The 14,292-nt window shown below is 72.5% G+C and carries 15 protein-coding genes; 7 read left to right on the top strand and 8 right to left on the bottom strand.

The features are described from left to right. Positions 1 to 625, top strand: a 625-nt coding sequence (locus GPA04_RS20720; RefSeq protein WP_156226125.1) for an ATP-binding cassette domain-containing protein, incomplete at its 5' end; no start/stop codon positions are given. 22 nt (positions 626 to 647) lie between these two features. Next, positions 648 to 1,481 carry a phosphotransferase gene (locus GPA04_RS20715; RefSeq protein ID WP_156226124.1) on the top strand — a complete coding sequence of 278 codons (834 nt, stop codon included), beginning with the start codon at positions 648 to 650 and terminating at the stop codon, positions 1,479 to 1,481. A 79-nt stretch (positions 1,482 to 1,560) separates the two neighbouring features. Here GPA04_RS20715 and GPA04_RS20710 read toward each other — a convergent pair whose 3' ends face one another. The 3 genes from GPA04_RS20710 to GPA04_RS20700 form a co-directional block, all read right to left on the bottom strand. Next, complete coding sequence (locus GPA04_RS20710; RefSeq protein WP_156226123.1) at positions 1,561 to 3,024, bottom strand: sensor histidine kinase; 1,464 nt, start codon at positions 3,022 to 3,024, stop codon at positions 1,561 to 1,563. After that, positions 3,021 to 3,740: a response regulator transcription factor gene (locus GPA04_RS20705; protein WP_156226122.1), complete on the bottom strand. Its 720-nt coding sequence runs from the start codon at positions 3,738 to 3,740 to the stop codon at positions 3,021 to 3,023. Before GPA04_RS20705 ends, GPA04_RS20710 begins: the two co-directional genes overlap by 4 nt. A 76-nt stretch (positions 3,741 to 3,816) precedes the next feature. Beyond that, the gene (locus tag GPA04_RS20700) at positions 3,817 to 4,410 is read right to left on the bottom strand and encodes an NYN domain-containing protein (protein ID WP_241680956.1); all 594 of its coding nucleotides are present in this window, start codon (positions 4,408 to 4,410) and stop codon (positions 3,817 to 3,819) included. Positions 4,411 to 4,536: 126 nt separating this feature from the next. Between GPA04_RS20700 and GPA04_RS20695 the strand changes: the two genes are divergently transcribed. Beyond that, positions 4,537 to 4,998, top strand: coding sequence for a PGPGW domain-containing protein (locus GPA04_RS20695; protein WP_156226121.1), 462 nt, complete (start codon positions 4,537 to 4,539; stop codon positions 4,996 to 4,998). 15 nt (positions 4,999 to 5,013) lie between these two features. Here the strand turns inward: GPA04_RS20695 and GPA04_RS20690 are convergent, their stop codons facing one another. Then, positions 5,014 to 5,388 carry a winged helix-turn-helix transcriptional regulator gene (locus GPA04_RS20690; RefSeq protein ID WP_241680955.1) on the bottom strand — a complete coding sequence of 125 codons (375 nt, stop codon included), beginning with the start codon at positions 5,386 to 5,388 and terminating at the stop codon, positions 5,014 to 5,016. Positions 5,389 to 5,442: 54 nt separating this feature from the next. On the opposite strand from GPA04_RS20690, the gene GPA04_RS20685 reads away from it, so the two are divergent. Next, positions 5,443 to 5,889 carry an anthrone oxygenase family protein gene (locus GPA04_RS20685; RefSeq protein ID WP_162458688.1) on the top strand — a complete coding sequence of 149 codons (447 nt, stop codon included), beginning with the start codon at positions 5,443 to 5,445 and terminating at the stop codon, positions 5,887 to 5,889. Positions 5,890 to 5,969: 80 nt separating this feature from the next. Here GPA04_RS20685 and GPA04_RS20680 read toward each other — a convergent pair whose 3' ends face one another. Together GPA04_RS20680 and GPA04_RS20675 are read right to left on the bottom strand one after the other, a co-directional pair. After that, entirely contained in the window at positions 5,970 to 6,746 is a 777-nt protein-coding gene (locus GPA04_RS20680; RefSeq protein WP_156226118.1) for a PspA/IM30 family protein, read from the bottom strand. A 73-nt stretch (positions 6,747 to 6,819) separates the two neighbouring features. Next, positions 6,820 to 8,919, bottom strand: a complete 2,100-nt coding sequence (locus tag GPA04_RS20675) for a TPM domain-containing protein (protein ID WP_241680958.1) — start codon at positions 8,917 to 8,919, stop codon at positions 6,820 to 6,822. Between the two features lie 115 nt (positions 8,920 to 9,034). On the opposite strand from GPA04_RS20675, the gene GPA04_RS20670 reads away from it, so the two are divergent. Continuing rightward, the gene (locus GPA04_RS20670; RefSeq protein ID WP_162458686.1) at positions 9,035 to 9,760 is read left to right on the top strand and encodes a type 1 glutamine amidotransferase; all 726 of its coding nucleotides are present in this window, start codon (positions 9,035 to 9,037) and stop codon (positions 9,758 to 9,760) included. 11 nt (positions 9,761 to 9,771) lie between these two features. Here GPA04_RS20670 and GPA04_RS20665 read toward each other — a convergent pair whose 3' ends face one another. Together GPA04_RS20665 and GPA04_RS20660 are read right to left on the bottom strand one after the other, a co-directional pair. After that, a complete protein-coding gene (locus GPA04_RS20665) occupies positions 9,772 to 11,418 on the bottom strand; it encodes a DNA repair helicase XPB (RefSeq protein ID WP_156226116.1) in 1,647 nt (548 codons plus the stop codon). A gap of 132 nt (positions 11,419 to 11,550) precedes the next feature. Beyond that, positions 11,551 to 12,198: an MBL fold metallo-hydrolase gene (locus GPA04_RS20660; protein ID WP_156226115.1), complete on the bottom strand. Its 648-nt coding sequence runs from the start codon at positions 12,196 to 12,198 to the stop codon at positions 11,551 to 11,553. Positions 12,199 to 12,294: 96 nt separating this feature from the next. Here GPA04_RS20660 and GPA04_RS20655 point away from each other — a divergent pair, with 96 nt between their 5' ends. Next, positions 12,295 to 13,566, top strand: a complete 1,272-nt coding sequence (locus GPA04_RS20655) for a sensor histidine kinase (protein ID WP_156226114.1) — start codon at positions 12,295 to 12,297, stop codon at positions 13,564 to 13,566. Beyond that, positions 13,563 to 14,243: a response regulator gene (locus GPA04_RS20650; RefSeq protein WP_156226113.1), complete on the top strand. Its 681-nt coding sequence runs from the start codon at positions 13,563 to 13,565 to the stop codon at positions 14,241 to 14,243. The genes GPA04_RS20655 and GPA04_RS20650 overlap by 4 nt, the downstream gene beginning before the upstream one ends. Positions 14,244 to 14,292: the final 49 nt, after the last annotated feature.

The raw sequence follows: 14,292 nt of genomic DNA, 5'->3' as shown, positions 1-14,292 counted from the left end.
GTCGGGCGGCCAGGCCGCGCGGGTCGCGCTGGCCCGCGCGCTGGCCGCCGAGCCGGAGGTGCTGCTGCTCGACGAGCCGCTCGCCGCGCTCGACGCGGCCGCCGCACCCGAGCTCCGCCAGCTGCTGGCCGAGGTGCTGCGCGAGACCGGGCTCACCACGATCCTCGTCTCGCACGCGGTGCTCGACGCCGCACTGCTGGCCGACCACGTCGCCGTGCTGCGGGAGGGACGGGTGGTCGAGCAGGGGCGCCGCGCCGACGTCCTCGGGGCGCCGCGCACCGAGTTCACGGCGGCCTTCGTGGGCGTCAACCTCGTCCCTGCCGGTTTCGGCGGGCTGCGGGCGGGCGCCCCGGCGGGTCCGCCCCAGGGGAGTCCGGCCCAGGTGACCCGGCTCCGGTTCCGGCCGGGCGCCGTCGTCGTCTCCGAGCACCCGGACGGGCGCGAGAACACCTGGGAGGCGACCGTGCGCTGGCTGGAGCCGGTGACCGGCGGGGTGCGGGTGCGGCTCGCGACGCCCGACCAGCCCGACGTGCTCGCCGACGTCGACGCCGCAGGAGTCGACCAGCTGCGCCCGGGTGCGAGAGTGTGGGCACACGTACCGGTCGAGGCCGTCCAGACGATCTGACCCGCGACACACGGAGGCACCTGTGGAGGAGTCGGAGGAGAAGCGCGCGGTCGAGGCCGCCAGATCGATCGCTGTCACGGCCGGGCTACCGGTCGAGAACGCGATCGTGCTCCAGAGCTCGAACAAGCTCGCGGTCCGGCTGCTGCCGTGCGACGTGCTGGCGCGGGTGTCCCGCTGGGATCCGGAGGGCGTCCAGCTCGAGGTGGACCTCGCCGGCCGCCTCGAGGCGGCCGGCTGCCCGATCGGGGTGCTCGATCCCCGGGTGGAGCCACGCGCGTACCGGCTCGACGGCTTCACCGTCACGCTGTGGACGTTCTACGAGTCCGTGCCCGAGCTGCCGGCGGCCGACTACGGTCTGGCGTTGCAGCGGTTGCACGCCGGCATGCGCACGGTGGAGATGGCCACGCCCCACGCCCTCGATCGCGTCGCGTCGGCGCAGCGGCTGCTCGCGGATCGCGACCTCACACCGGAGCTTCCCGACGACCAGCGCGCGCTGCTCAGCGGGACCCTGGAGGCGCTGAGCCCGATGCTCGGCGACCGCGACGGTGGGCAGCTGCTGCACGGCGAACCGCACCCGGGAAACGTCCTGGCCACCCGCGACGGACCGCTGTTCATCGATCTCGAGACGTTCTGCCGCGGGCCGGTCGAGCTCGACCTCGCCCACGCCCCCGACGACGTCGCGGAGCACTATCCCGGTGCTGATCCCGAGCTGCTGCGGCAGTGCCGGATGCTGGTGCTCGCCATGATCATCGCATGGCGCTGGGACCGCGACGACCGGCTCCCCGGCGGCCGAGAGCTCGGTGCGCAGTGGCTGGCCCAGCTCCGCACGATGCTCGGCTCCGCCGGGATGCGCTGACCCGCCGACGTCGGGGTACCGAGCGCGCGGGGGCCTGCGACCGTGCCGCTCGCCGCGTGGGGGAGGCGTGAAGCGGCGATCAGCTCTGCGCAGGCGAGGGCTGGACCGGCGGGCCGGCGACCGGCAGCCGCACGACGATCGTCGCGCCACCACCGGGTGTCGGCTCGTGCCGCACGGACCCGCCGTGCGCGGCGACGATCGTCGCCACGATCGCCAGGCCCAGCCCGGAGCCGCCGGAGGCGCGCGCACGCGAGGTGTCGGGCCGGTAGAACCGCTCGAAGACGCGCGAGGAGTCCTCGGGCGCGATACCCGGACCGTGGTCGATCACCTCGAGCACCGCCCATCCGTCGGGCTCGGCGCGCACGGCGACCTCGACGGCGGTCCCGGGCGGTGTGTGCTGGACGGTGTTCCCGACCAGATTGGTCACCACCTGCCGGATGCGGTCGCCGTCGGCCCGCACCAGGACAGGGCCGTCGGCGAGCAGGCGGGTCTCGCGCGAGGGATCGAGTGCGCCGAGATCGGCGACGCCGTCGGCTGCGACCGCGGTCAGGTCGACGTCGCCCAGACGCAGGCCGCGCCCCTCGTCGAGGCGGGCGAGCGCGAGCAGGTCGCTCACGAGACCACCCATGCGGGTGGCCTCGCTCTCGATCCTTCCCATGGTGGCGCCGACCTCGTCCGGTGGCACCGCGCCCATCCGGTACAGCTCGCCGTACCCGCGGATCGAGGCGAGCGGCGTGCGGAGCTCGTGCGAGGCGTCCGAGACGAACCGGCTCATGCGTGCCTCGGAGGCCTGTCGCTCCGCGAACGCCCGCTCCAGCTCGGCGACCATCGCGTTGAACGAGAGCCCCAGCCGACCCACCTCGGTGGTGGCCGGCTGCAGCGGTGCGCGCTGCGACAGGTCGCCCGCGGCGACGGCGCCCGCGGCGTTCTCGATGTCGCGCAGCGGCCGCAAGGACTTCTGCACGGCGTAGTAGCCCGCGAGCGCGGCGAGCACAACGACGGCGAGCCCGGCCAGAGCCATCGTCCTCAGCAGGTCCTTGCTCGTCTTCTCGACGGAGGTCAACGGGACCGCGATGATCATGGTGCCGACCTCGGTGCCGTGCTGGGAGAGCGTGTAGCTCCCCAACCGCCACCGAGGGCCCGAGGGGTCGGTCGACGGGATCGTGATCTCCTGCCCCCGCCCGAGCGGGGTGTCCAGATCCGGGACCCGCGGCACGGCACCCTCGGCCGTCGTCGCCTCGATCTCCATCCAGCGGCCGTCGATCAGCCACACCCGGACGTGGTAGTCACTGGGGCGCTCCGCGCCCGTGCCGGTGAGCCCCTCCGGTCCGAAGGAGCCGTCCTGCGCGTAGGACTGCGCAGCCGACCACAGCTGCTCGTCGACCTGGCGGATCAGCGAGCGTTGCACGAGCGTGAGCACAGCGGCCGAGGAGGCGGTCAGCGCCACCAGCACCAGCCCGGCCGTGATGATCGACAACCGCCACCGCAGCGGCAACGCGCGCAGCCCCGAGGGGTGCTGCGGCACGGGCTGCGCCGCGGTCACTGCGGGGCGCGCAGCATGTACCCCACCCCGCGCTTGGTGTGGATCAGCGCCTCGGCGTCGAACGGGGCGTCGATCTTGCGTCGCAGGTAGGAGATGTAGGACTCGACGATGGCACCGTCGCCGCCCCAGTTGTACGCCCACACGTGGTCGAGGATCTGCGACTTGCTCAGCACCCGCCCCGCGTTGAGCATCAGGTAGCGGAGCAGCGTGAACTCGGTGGGGGACAGGTCGATCGGCTGACCCGCGCGGCGCACCTCGTGCGCGTCCTCGTCCATCTCGAGGTCGCCGACCCGCAGCATCGAATCCTCGGTCATGGACGCGGTGGTCTTCGCGCGGCGCAGCACGGCGCGGATCCTGGCGATCACCTCGTCGAGGCTGAACGGCTTGGTGACGTAGTCGTCGCCGCCGACGGTCAGTCCGGCGACCTTGTCGGTGGTGTCGTCCCGGGCGGTGAGGAACACCACCGGCATGTGCTTGCCCTGCTCCCGCAGCCGCCGGGTCACGGTGAAGCCGTCCAGGTCGGGGAGCATGACGTCGAGCACCACGAGATCGGGGGCGCCGTCGAGCGCCTTCCGCACGGCCTGCTGGCCGTCGGCGGCGGTGTCCACCTCGAAGCCCGCGAACCGCAGGCTCGCGGCGAGGAGCTCCCGGATGTTCGGTTCGTCGTCGACCACCAGGAGGCGGGCCTCGACGTGGTCGGGTGCGGCAGCGGTCATACGACCCAGTGTGCGCGCATCGTCTGGAAGTTTCCTGGGAGCCACCTGGGCAGCTCTCGGGAGACTCCCAGGTCGGTCACAGGTAGCGCGTCGGGTCGAAGCTCTCGAGCGAGATGATCCGGACCCGCGGCAGCGGTGTGTTGAAGGCGGCCACGTCGTCCTCCAGGTCGAAGACCTGCAGACCGGCGCTGGTGAGCTCGGTGATCTTGGCGTTGACGAACTCCCGGAAGCAGAGCACCCCCACGCGGCGGTCGCCGCCCAGCAGCGACTCGAGCTGGGGGAGGAAGTCGCCGTCGTGCGAGGCGAGCAGCACGTCGCCCGGTCGATCCCTGAGCGCCTCCAGCGTGCGCTGGATACCGATGTCGACGACCTTCTCCGACCCCGAGCCTGCGAGCGGGATCGGGTGGTAGCTCATCGCCAGCAGCGCCTGCACGAAGCTCATCGGCATCTGACCGGTGCTCGCATTGAGGAAGAACAGGCCGCGGACCGGCTGTCCCCAGGCACGCGAGGCGAACTCGGTGATCCGGTCCCAGCGCGGGCGCTCCTCGGGGGCGGGGCGGTGCCCGAGCACGCTCAGCCCGAGCGTCGCGTCGATGTTCTCCCCGTCGACCAGGAGGTAGGTCTGTCGCCCGTCGGCGCCCTGCATCGGGGCCGCAACACCGTCCGTCATGCGGCCACCTTATGGTCTCGCCGATCACCGCGCTCGGTGGGCTCGCGACGACGGATGGCGGCCGCGTCGGTCCCGGCCGGGTACGGTGGCGCTGGATTCCGGCGGCTGGACGGCAAGGAGCAGCGGATGGCGAAGGTCCGCGACATCGCGTTGCTCGTGCTGGGCTGGGTGCTGGTGGTCGCCGGCCTCGCTGCGCTGGTGCTGCCCGGCCCCGGCCTGGTGATGGTGTTCTCCGGCCTCGTGATCCTCTCCCAGCACTACCCGTGGGCCGAGAAGCGGCTGCGCCCGATCGAGATCCGGGCGATGAAGGGCGCGGCCGAGAGCGTCGAGACCGTGCCGCGGATCGTGCTCTCGAGCCTGTTCGCGCTGGCGATCATCGGGTGCGGCGTGCTGTGGCTGCTCAAGCCGGCGATGCCGCCGTGGTGGCCGCTGCCCGAGATGCTGTGGCTGCCCGGTGGCCGCGGCACGGGCAGCACGCTCGTGCTCTCCGGACTGATCGCGATCGGGCTGCTCGCCTGGAGCGTGCGCCGCTTCCACGGCAAGCCCGAGGAGGTCGCCAAGATCGAGGAGCGCGCCGCCCGTCGCTGACCGGGCTGCGCGCGCTCAGTGCTCGTGCCGGGTCTGGAGCACGTCGCTGGTGCTCGTGCCCGCCTGGCGTCGCTGGTGGTTGCGGCCCCACTCGCACAGCGCGGCGACCACAGCCGCAAGGGTGCTGCCGTACTCGGAGATCTCGTACGTCACGTGGGGCGGCACCGTGCGGGCATCGGTCCTGATGAGCACGCCATCTCGCACGAGCTCCTGCAGGTGGCGGATCAGCATCCGTTCGGTGACCTGGGGGATGCTGCGCCGCAGCTCGCTCGTCCGCATCGGCCCCTCGGTCAGCCGCCACAGGATCGTGGCCTTCCACCGCCCCCCGATCACGGAGAGCGCCGCGTCCACCGGACACTCCCGCAGCTCGCGCTCATGCGGCGTGGGCACTGACAAAAAAGACAGTACTTCCATAGTTGTCAGTTTAGACCGAGCATGGGGGACATGGAACAGCTCCTCATCGTCACGGTTGTCGTCGCCGGTCTGCTGGCGGGCCTCGAGCTCGCGGTGAGCGCTGTCGTCGCCCCGATTCTCGCCACGCTCGACGAGACGAGCATGCTGCGGGGGCGGACCCAGGGCGCCGGTGCGCTCGGCCGCGCCATGCCGGTGGTCTACGGCTTGGCGCTCACCCTGGTCGTCGCCTCGCTGGTGCTCGGGTGGGACGACGGCGGTCGTGGCCCGCTCGTGGCAGCTCTCGCTTCCTACGGCGCGATCACCGTGCTGTCGCTCGGCTACCTGGTGCCGATGAACACGCGCGCCGCGCGGTGGGATCCCGAGCAGCCGCCGAGCGACTGGCGGCAGGTGATGCGTCGTTGGGATCGCGGGCACGCTGTCAGGGTCGTGCTGCTCGTGGTCGCCTTCGCGCTCCTGGTGGTGGCCGTCGCGCGCTGAGTCGGCCGCTCGCAACGCGCGACGTGCCCGGCTCCATTCCTGGAGCCGGGCACGTCGATCTCACCTCGTGCGGGTGCCGGTCACTGCTGCTGGTCGACCGGCGCGTCCTCGATCGCAGGCTGAGCGGGTGCGTCCTGGATCGCGCCGCCGCGCTTGAGCGCCTCGAAGCGGGCCTCGACCTCGAGCATGTCGCCCTGCTCCTCGAGCTCGGCGAACTGGGCGTCCAGCGAGGATGCCTGCAGCTCGGCCTGACCCGCGACCTGAGCCTCCTGACGGCGGACCTGCTCCTCGAACCGGGACAGGTCGCTGGTGGGGTCGAGCACGTTGATCGAGCCGATGGCCTGCTGCACCTGGGACTGCGCCTGGGCCGACTTCGCGCGTGCCACGAGCTGGTCGCGCTTGTTCTTCAGGTCGCCGAGGCGGTCCTTCATGATGATCAGGCCCTGCTTGAGCTTGTCCGCGACCTCGTTCTGCGACCGCAGGATCGGCTCGGTCTGCTTGACCTCGGTCTCGAAGCCGATCTGCTTCTGCAGCGCGACCTTGGCGAGGTTGTCGTAGCGCTCAGCGGCGGCGGAGTCACCCTGGCTGCGGGCCTGGTCGGCACGCTGCGACGCGGCGAGCGCCTTGCTGCCCCACTCGCGGACAGCGGCGACGTCCTCGTTGTAGTCCTGCTCCGCGAGCCGCAGGTTGCCGATGGTCTGCGCCACCGCCTGCTCGGCCTCCGCGATGTTGTTCGTGTAGTCGCGGATGAGCTGGTCGATCATCTTCTCCGGGTCTTCGGCCCGGTCGAGCAGCGAGTTGATGTTCGCGCGGGTCAGCTGGGCGATGCGCCCGAGGATGGTCTGCTTCTCACTCATGAGGTGTGTTGCCCTTCGTCTGTTGTGGTCGATCGTCTCAGATCCAGATGCGAGGTCGGCAGTGCGCTGAGGTCTATCGGCGCCTCCCGCCGCCGGAGCGTCGGCTGCCGCCGCCGCTGCGTCGACTGCTGCTACGGCCGATCGATCCCCTGCTGCGGCTGCCGCTGCCACCCCAGCCGCCGGAGGATCCGCCCCACGAGGAGCCGCCGCCCCACGACGAGCCGCCACCCCAGCTCGAGCCGCTGCGGCCACCGCCGAGCACCTCGTTGAGGATGCCGCCGAGGATCAGCGAGCCCGCGTCGATGCCACCGGAGCGGCCGTAGTAGCCGCCGCCTGCGCTGCGCTCCTGCACACGGTGCCAGCCGCCGACGTCGCTCTGCGCCAGCTGCAGCGCGCTCGTCGCGGTGTCCTGGGCCGCACGCGCGGCGGCCAACGCCTCCTGCACGTCGCTCTGCTGCAGGCTGCGGGCCCTGGCGAGTGCCTCGGAGGCGGCGGCCAGCCGGGTCCGTGCCGCCGACTGCACCACACCACGGTTGGTCTCGATGAAGTCGTTCGCCTGCCGCACGGTGCTCTCGGCGGCCGCGATCTGGGAGGTGAGCTGGCTGGTGGCGCGCGTGTGCACCAGCTCCTGCTCGCGGCGTGGCGCGAGCGCGGCGTCGAGCGCCTGCTCGGCCGCCGCCAGCGTCGACAGCGCGGCGATGGGGTCGCCGCCGCTCTTGGCCCCGGCGCCGGCCTCGAGCGCGGCCTGGGCCTGCCTGACCACCGGCGTCACGGTGGGGTCGTCGGGCGCCCGCCGGCCGGCGTCGGAGACGTCGGAGGTCAGCGAGGCGATCGCGCCGTCGAGCCGGCCGCTCGCGTCGGCGAGCGTCTGGCCGGCGGCGGCGACCATCTCCAGCAGCGTGGCCACCTGCTGCAGCGCATCCTCCGCGGTGCGGGCGAACGCCACCGCGGTGCCGCGGTCGTCGGCCTGCACGCGGGAACGGCCCTCGGTGATCGACTGGCGGGCTGAGGCGAGCAGCGCGTCCGCCTGGTCCGGCGCCTTCGCCACGGTCGCGAGCGCCGTGGCCGGATAGGTCGCGCCGAGCTGGTTGAGGGTGTCGCGTGCCGCCGGCACCCGGGCCGCGAGCTCACCGGCGCGCTGCTCGAGCTCGGCGAGCAGCGCGGGTGCGCGCTCCTGCAACGACCGCAGCTCGGAGAGCGCCTCGGTCTGCGAGTCGAGAGCCTCGTCGGCGGTCTGGCACAGCCGCAGGATCTCGATGAGCCCCTGTCGCTGCGCGTGCTCGGGCTCCGGCGTGGAGTCGCCGAGCTGTTGCTGGATCGTGAACGCCTGGCCGAGCTGGTGCTGGGCCCGCTCGAGCGTGGCCTTGAACTGGCGGGTCGCCTCGATGCCGAACTGGGCCTCGGCGAACGCCAGCTCGTTCGCCGAGGAACGGACGTCGTTGTCGAGCGCGACCAGCGCCGAGCCCGCGCGGGTGCCGAGCTCGGCGGTGCTCAGCGCCGCCCACTGCTGCTCGGGCGTCGGCGGTCCGGTCGGCTGCGGCTGCTGGGTCGCTGCCGCGTCGGTGCGGGCGCGCCGCGCACGCGCCAGCACCGCGAGGACCAGAGCGCCGAGCAGCAGGATGCCGATCAGCCATCCGAGCGCGCCGCCACCGCCGGACGTCTCACCGCCCTCGTCGGGCCCGGTGGTGGGAGGCGCGACGCCGGTGCCGATCTCGATCACGGCGCGGGCGGCCTCGACCGAGGCGCCGACCCAGTCGGCCTCACGCGCCTCGCTGCGGGCGGCAGCCTCGATGTCGCTGATGTCGGCGTCCGAGAGAGCGGCCTCCTCGGCCACCGAGAGCCCGATCTCGCGGTCCTCGACCGAGATCGCCAGCAGCAGCACGTCGGTGTTCGCGCCCGAGGCGACCGCGGTGTCGTTGGCCCACTCCACCGGACGCATGCCGTCGAAGGAGTCGACGTACACGGTCCACAGGTCGTAGTCGGTGCCGGCCACGACGTCGTCCGCCGCGGTGAGGATCTCCTCGATGTCGCCGGCCACCACCTGGTCGGTGGACCGGTCGACGACCCGCTCGGCCATCTCGAGGGGAGGCTCGGCCACGGCGGGCGCGGCGAGCACCAGGCCGGCTGCCGCTGCCACCCCCAGGGCCGCGACGGCGCGTCGTGCTGTGTGCATCTTCACGTGGCGATCTTCGCCGTTGCCCTGGAACCGCGCAACGCGGGGGCGGAGGCGGCCCTGCGCAGGAAGGAGGTGCGGAGCAGGTCCCGGCGCTGAGGTAACGTCACGGCCCGTGCAGAACACAGCCACCCCCGCACCCCGGATCGTCGTGATCCAGCACGAGGACGCCGTCCCGCTCGACCGGCTCGGTCCGGCGCTGGCCGGTGCCGACGTCCTCACGTTGCGCCCGGACGCCGGTGACGCGTTGCCGTCGGTGTCCGAGATCGACGGCCTGATCGTCCTCGGCGGGACCATGAACGTCCACGACGACGAGCGCGCCCCCTGGCTGCCGGAGCTCAAGAGCTACCTGCGCGACGCCGTCGAGAGCGGCACCGCGACCCTCGGCGTCTGCCTCGGCGCCCAGCTGCTCGCGGTCGCGCTGGGCGGCGAGGTCGAGGTCGATGCGCCGGCCGGTATCGAGCAGGGGATCGTCGAGCTGCGGATCCGGCCCGACGGCGAGCACGACCCCTTGATCGGGCAGGTCGTCGCCGCTCTCGGTCGGGACGTGCTCGCGCCCTCCAGCCACCGCGACGCCATCTGCGCGCTGCCGGAAGACGCGATCTGGCTCGCGAGCTCGCGCCAGTACCCGTTCCAGGCGTTCCGCGTGGGTTCGGCGTGGGGGATCCAGTTCCACCCGGAGGCCGGCGAGGACCTGTTCGCGAGCTGGACCGCGCGCGCCGGTGGCGACGTCGCGGCCGCACGCGCGGACCACCGGACCGCCGCCGACCGGCTCACCTCCCTGGTCGAGGTGATCGGCACCACCTTCACCCAGCTCGCCGGCGACCGCGTCGCGCGCTGAGCTCGGGCCGCTCAGGCCTGCGCGAGCAGGTCCTCCGCGTCGACGATCTTGTACGCGTAGCCCTGCTCGGCGAGGAAGCGCTGCCGGTGCGCGGCGAACTCGGCGTCGACCGTGTCGCGCGTGACCACGGCGTAGAAGTGGGCGGTCTTGCCGTCCGCCTTGGGCCGCATGATCCGGCCCAGCCGCTGCGCCTCCTCCTGCCGTGACCCGAACGTGCCCGACACCTGGATCGCCACCGACGCCTCCGGCAGGTCGATCGAGAAGTTCGCGACCTTGCTGACCACGAGCGTGTTGATCTCGCCCTGCCGGAATCCCTCGAACAGGCGCTGGCGCTCGTTGACGGTCGTCGCGCCGGTGATCAGCGGCGCACCCACGGTCTCGGCGAGGTGCTCCAGCTGGTCCAGGTACTGACCGATCACCAGCACCTGCTCGCCCGCGTGAGCGGCGAGGAGGTGACGGACCACGTCGGTCTTGGCCTTCGCCGTCGAGGCGATGCGGTAGCGGTCCTCCGGCTCGGAGGAGGCGTACGCCATCCGGACCGCGTACGGCAGGTCGAGCCGCACCTCGACGCACTCGGCCGGTGCGATCCAGCCCTGGCTCTCGATGTCCTTCCAGGGGGCGTCGTAGCGCTTGGGCCCGATCAGGCTGAACACCTCGTCCTCGCGGCCGTCCTCGCGCACCAGGGTGGCGGTCAGCCCCAGCCGTCGGCGGGCCTGCAGGTCCGCGGTCATGCGGAAGATCGGCGCCGGCAGCAGGTGCACCTCGTCGTAGAGGATCAGGCCCCAGTCGCGGGCGTCGAGCAGCTCGAGGTGCGTGTAGACGCCCTTCCGCTTCGTGGTGAGCACCTGGTAGGTCGCGATCGTGACCGGGCGGATCTCCTTGCGCGCCCCCGAGTACTCGCCGATCTCCTCGGCGGTCAGCGTGGTGCGGCGGACGAGCTCGTCTCGCCACTGCCGCGCGCTGACCGTGTTGGTCACCAGGATCAGCGTGGTGGCCTTGGCCTCGGCCATCGCACCCGCCCCGACGATCGTCTTGCCCGCTCCGCAGGGGAGCACGACGACGCCGCTCCCGCCGTGCCAGAACGTCTCGACCGCCTCGGCCTGGTAGGGCCGCATCGACCAGTCGGCGTCGTCGAGCGCGATCTCGTGCGCCTCGCCGTCGACGTAACCGGCGAGGTCCTCCGCCGGCCAGCCCAGCTTGACGAGCACCTGCTTGAGGTGACCACGTTCGCTCGGATGCACGATCACGGTCGCGTCGTCCACCCGCGCACCCACCAGCCCGGCGGTGCGCTTCGAGCGCAGCACCTCGACCAGGACCGCGATGTCGGTGGCGTGTAGCACCAGCCCGTGGGTGGGGTGGGTGAGCAGCTGCAGCCGGCCGTAGCGCGCCATCGTCTCGGCGATGTCCACCAGCAGCCCGTGCGGCACCGGGTACCGCGAGTACTCGAGCAGGGTGTTGACGACCTGCTCGGCGTCGTGACCGGCGGCGCGGGCGTTCCAGAGCCCGAGCGGGGTCAGCCGGTAGGTGTGCATGTGCTCGGGTGCGCGCTCGAGCTCGGCGAACGGGGCGATCGCGCGACGGCAGGCGCCGGCCTGCTCGTGGTCGACCTCGAGCAGCAGCGTCTTGTCGGACTGGACGATCAGGGGGCCATCGGGCATCCGACCATTCTCCCTCCCCGCGGCGGCGACACCGCCCCGGGTGCCAGGGTTACGCCGTCGGCGGATCTCGGGGGCGCGCTCGCGGCGATCCCGCCCGGGGACGGTGACCGCGTCGACGCGTGCGCGACAGCCTCAGGGCGTGAAGGCGTCACCCGCGCGGAGCTGCACGTAGCTGCCGCCCACGCTTTCCACCGCGGCGGCGACCCGGCCCTCGGACAGCCGCAGGCCGGCCTCGGAGAGCAGCGCGTCGTGGATCGCGATCGCGTGCTGCGGGGCGACCGCCATCACGAAGTCCATCGCCTCGCCGACCTTCAGCCACGGCCCGCTCACGGGGGTGGCGAGCACCTCGACCGGGACAGCGGGACCCTCGAGCGAGTCCCCGGGGTGGTAGAGGCGGCCGTCGACCAGCACGCCCACGTTGTCGACCCGCGGCATCGTGCGGTGGATCTCGGCGTGGACGCCCCCGAAGAACTCGAGCCGGAAGCCGCCCACCTCACGCTCGTCGCCGGGAGCGACGACCTCGATCACGTCACCGGCATCGCTGCCGGCGACCGCGGCCGCGAGCCCCGCGGGCCCGTACAGCGGGGCGTGCGGGAAGCGTGCCCGCAGGTCGGCCACATGCTCCGGCGTCCAGTGGTCGGGGTGCTCGTGGGTGATGACGACGGCGCGGACGTCCTCGAGATCGACCAGCCGACCGGAGAACGACCCCGGATCGATCACGAGGGTGCCGCCGTCACCCTCGATGGACAGACATGCGTGCTCGTGCTTGGTGATCTTCACGATCGCTGACGCTACCGCCGCTCCGTCGCTCGGGGGAGCCGATGCCCGCCGCCGGGGGGATGCGCACGGCCGCGGCCGCCCGCCTACCCTGAGGAGATGGGCTCCTTGCGGCGACCAGCCGATGCGACGATGCTGCGCGCCGACGCGCTCACCGCGCTCGCGCTGGCCTTCGTCGGGGCGTTCGTCGCGGTGCTGGTGTGGACGGCCGAGATCCAGCCCATCGAGCAACCGCTCTGGATGGCGATGATGTTCTCGGTGCTCATCGCGATCCCGTTGGCCTGGCGGCGCCGGCTGCCGGTGGTCGCGATGGTCGGCAGCTCCGCCGCGTACATGGTCGGCGGCGAGCTGGGTGCGATGGAGCTGACGGTCTCGCAGGTGGTCGTGTTCCTCGCGTTCTACTCGGTCGGTGCCTGGTGCGCCGACCGCCGGCTGGCGTTCCGCTCGCGGATGGTGCTGGTCGTCGTGATGGCGATCTGGCTCGTCAGCTCCGGCATCCGAGGCTTCTACTCGCCCGAGACCGGTGAGTACGGGGTGCAGGCGTTCTTCTCGCTGTTCATGGTCCAGGTGCTGGTCAACGCGGCCTACTTCTCCGGCGGGTGGGTGTTCGGCGACCGGTCCTGGCAGCAGGCGGTCGAGCGGGAGACGCTCGAGCGGGCCCAGGCGGAGGTCCGCGCCCAGCAGGCCCAGCTGACCGAGCAGGCCATCTCGCTCGAGCGGCTCCGGATCGCGCGCGAGCTCCACGACGTGGTGGCCCACCACGTCTCCGCGATGGGCATCCAGGCCGGCGCGGCACGCCGGATGCTCACGCGCGACCCCGAGCGCGCCACCACCGCGCTGCGCGCCGTCGAGGACAGCGCGCGCACCGCGATCGCCGAGCTCGGCACCATGGTGGGCGCGCTGCGCAGCCGCGACGAGTCCGACGCCCCGATGCCCACGCTCGCCGACCTGCGCGACCTCGTGGCCGCGGCGCGCGCCCACGGCCCGGTCGACGTCGAGATCGTGGGTGAGCCCCGCCAGCTCAGCCCCGCCATCGAGCTCACGGCCTACCGGGTGGTGCAGGAGGCCCTCACCAACACGCGCAAGCACGCCGGCGCCGGTGCGCGCGCCGACGTCCGCGTCCGTTACCTCGATGACGCCCTCGAGGTCGAGATCGCCGACGACGGCGCCCAGGCGCGCACGTCACGTGCGCCCGGTCTGGGGGTGGGGCAGACCGGCATGAAGGAGCGCGTCGCCGCCATGGGCGGCACGATCGAGATGGGTCCCAAGTCCCGCGGCGGCTACCTGGTGCGCGCGGCGATCCCGACCTCGAACCCGGCCCCGGTCCGGCAGGACCTGGTCTCGAGCACGACCGGAGAGGTGGACACGTGACACGCATCCTGCTGGTGGACGACCAGTCGCTCGTCCGGGTGGGCTTTCGCACCATCCTCGAGAGCGAACCGGGTTTCGAGGTGGTCGGCGAGGCTGCCGACGGCAGGGTCGCGATCGAGCAGGCGGCCGCGCTGCAGCCGGATGTGATCTGCATGGACGTGCAGATGCCCGTCATGGACGGCCTCGCCGCCACCCGCGAGATCGCCGGGAGCGGGCACCGGGCCGCCGTCATGATCCTGACCACCTTCGACCGTGACGACTTCCTCTTCGAGGCGATCGACGCCGGGGCCAGCGGCTTCCTCCTCAAGACCGCCGAGCCCGAGCAGCTGATCGACGCCGTCCACGCGCTCGCCCGCGGCGACGCGCTGCTCTCGCCCGAGGTGACCCGCCGGGTCATCGAGAGGTACGCCGGCAAGGGCGGGCCGACGGTGGGTGCCGCGCAGGAGGAGAGCCGGGCTGCGCCGTCGGGCGTCGACGGGCTGACCGAGCGCGAGCGCGAGGTGCTGATGCACCTCGCCCGGGGTCGGTCCAACGCCGAGATGGCGGCCGAGCTGTTCCTCGGCGAGGCGACGATCAAGACGCATGTCTCGAACGTGCTCATGAAGCTCGGCGTGCGCGACCGCATCCACGCGGTGATCTGGGCCTACGAGCACGGCGTGGTCACACCGGCCGGCTGAGCACGCCTCCGCCGCACGGCGGAGGGGACAGGATCCGCCGCCCGCCGGA

This window comes from Pseudactinotalea suaedae (assembly GCF_009733815.1).
Classification (GTDB): Bacteria; Actinomycetota; Actinomycetes; order Actinomycetales; family Beutenbergiaceae; genus Pseudactinotalea; species Pseudactinotalea suaedae.
Note: the sequence above shows the minus strand (reverse complement) of the source record. Positions and strands in the feature narration are given on the sequence as shown.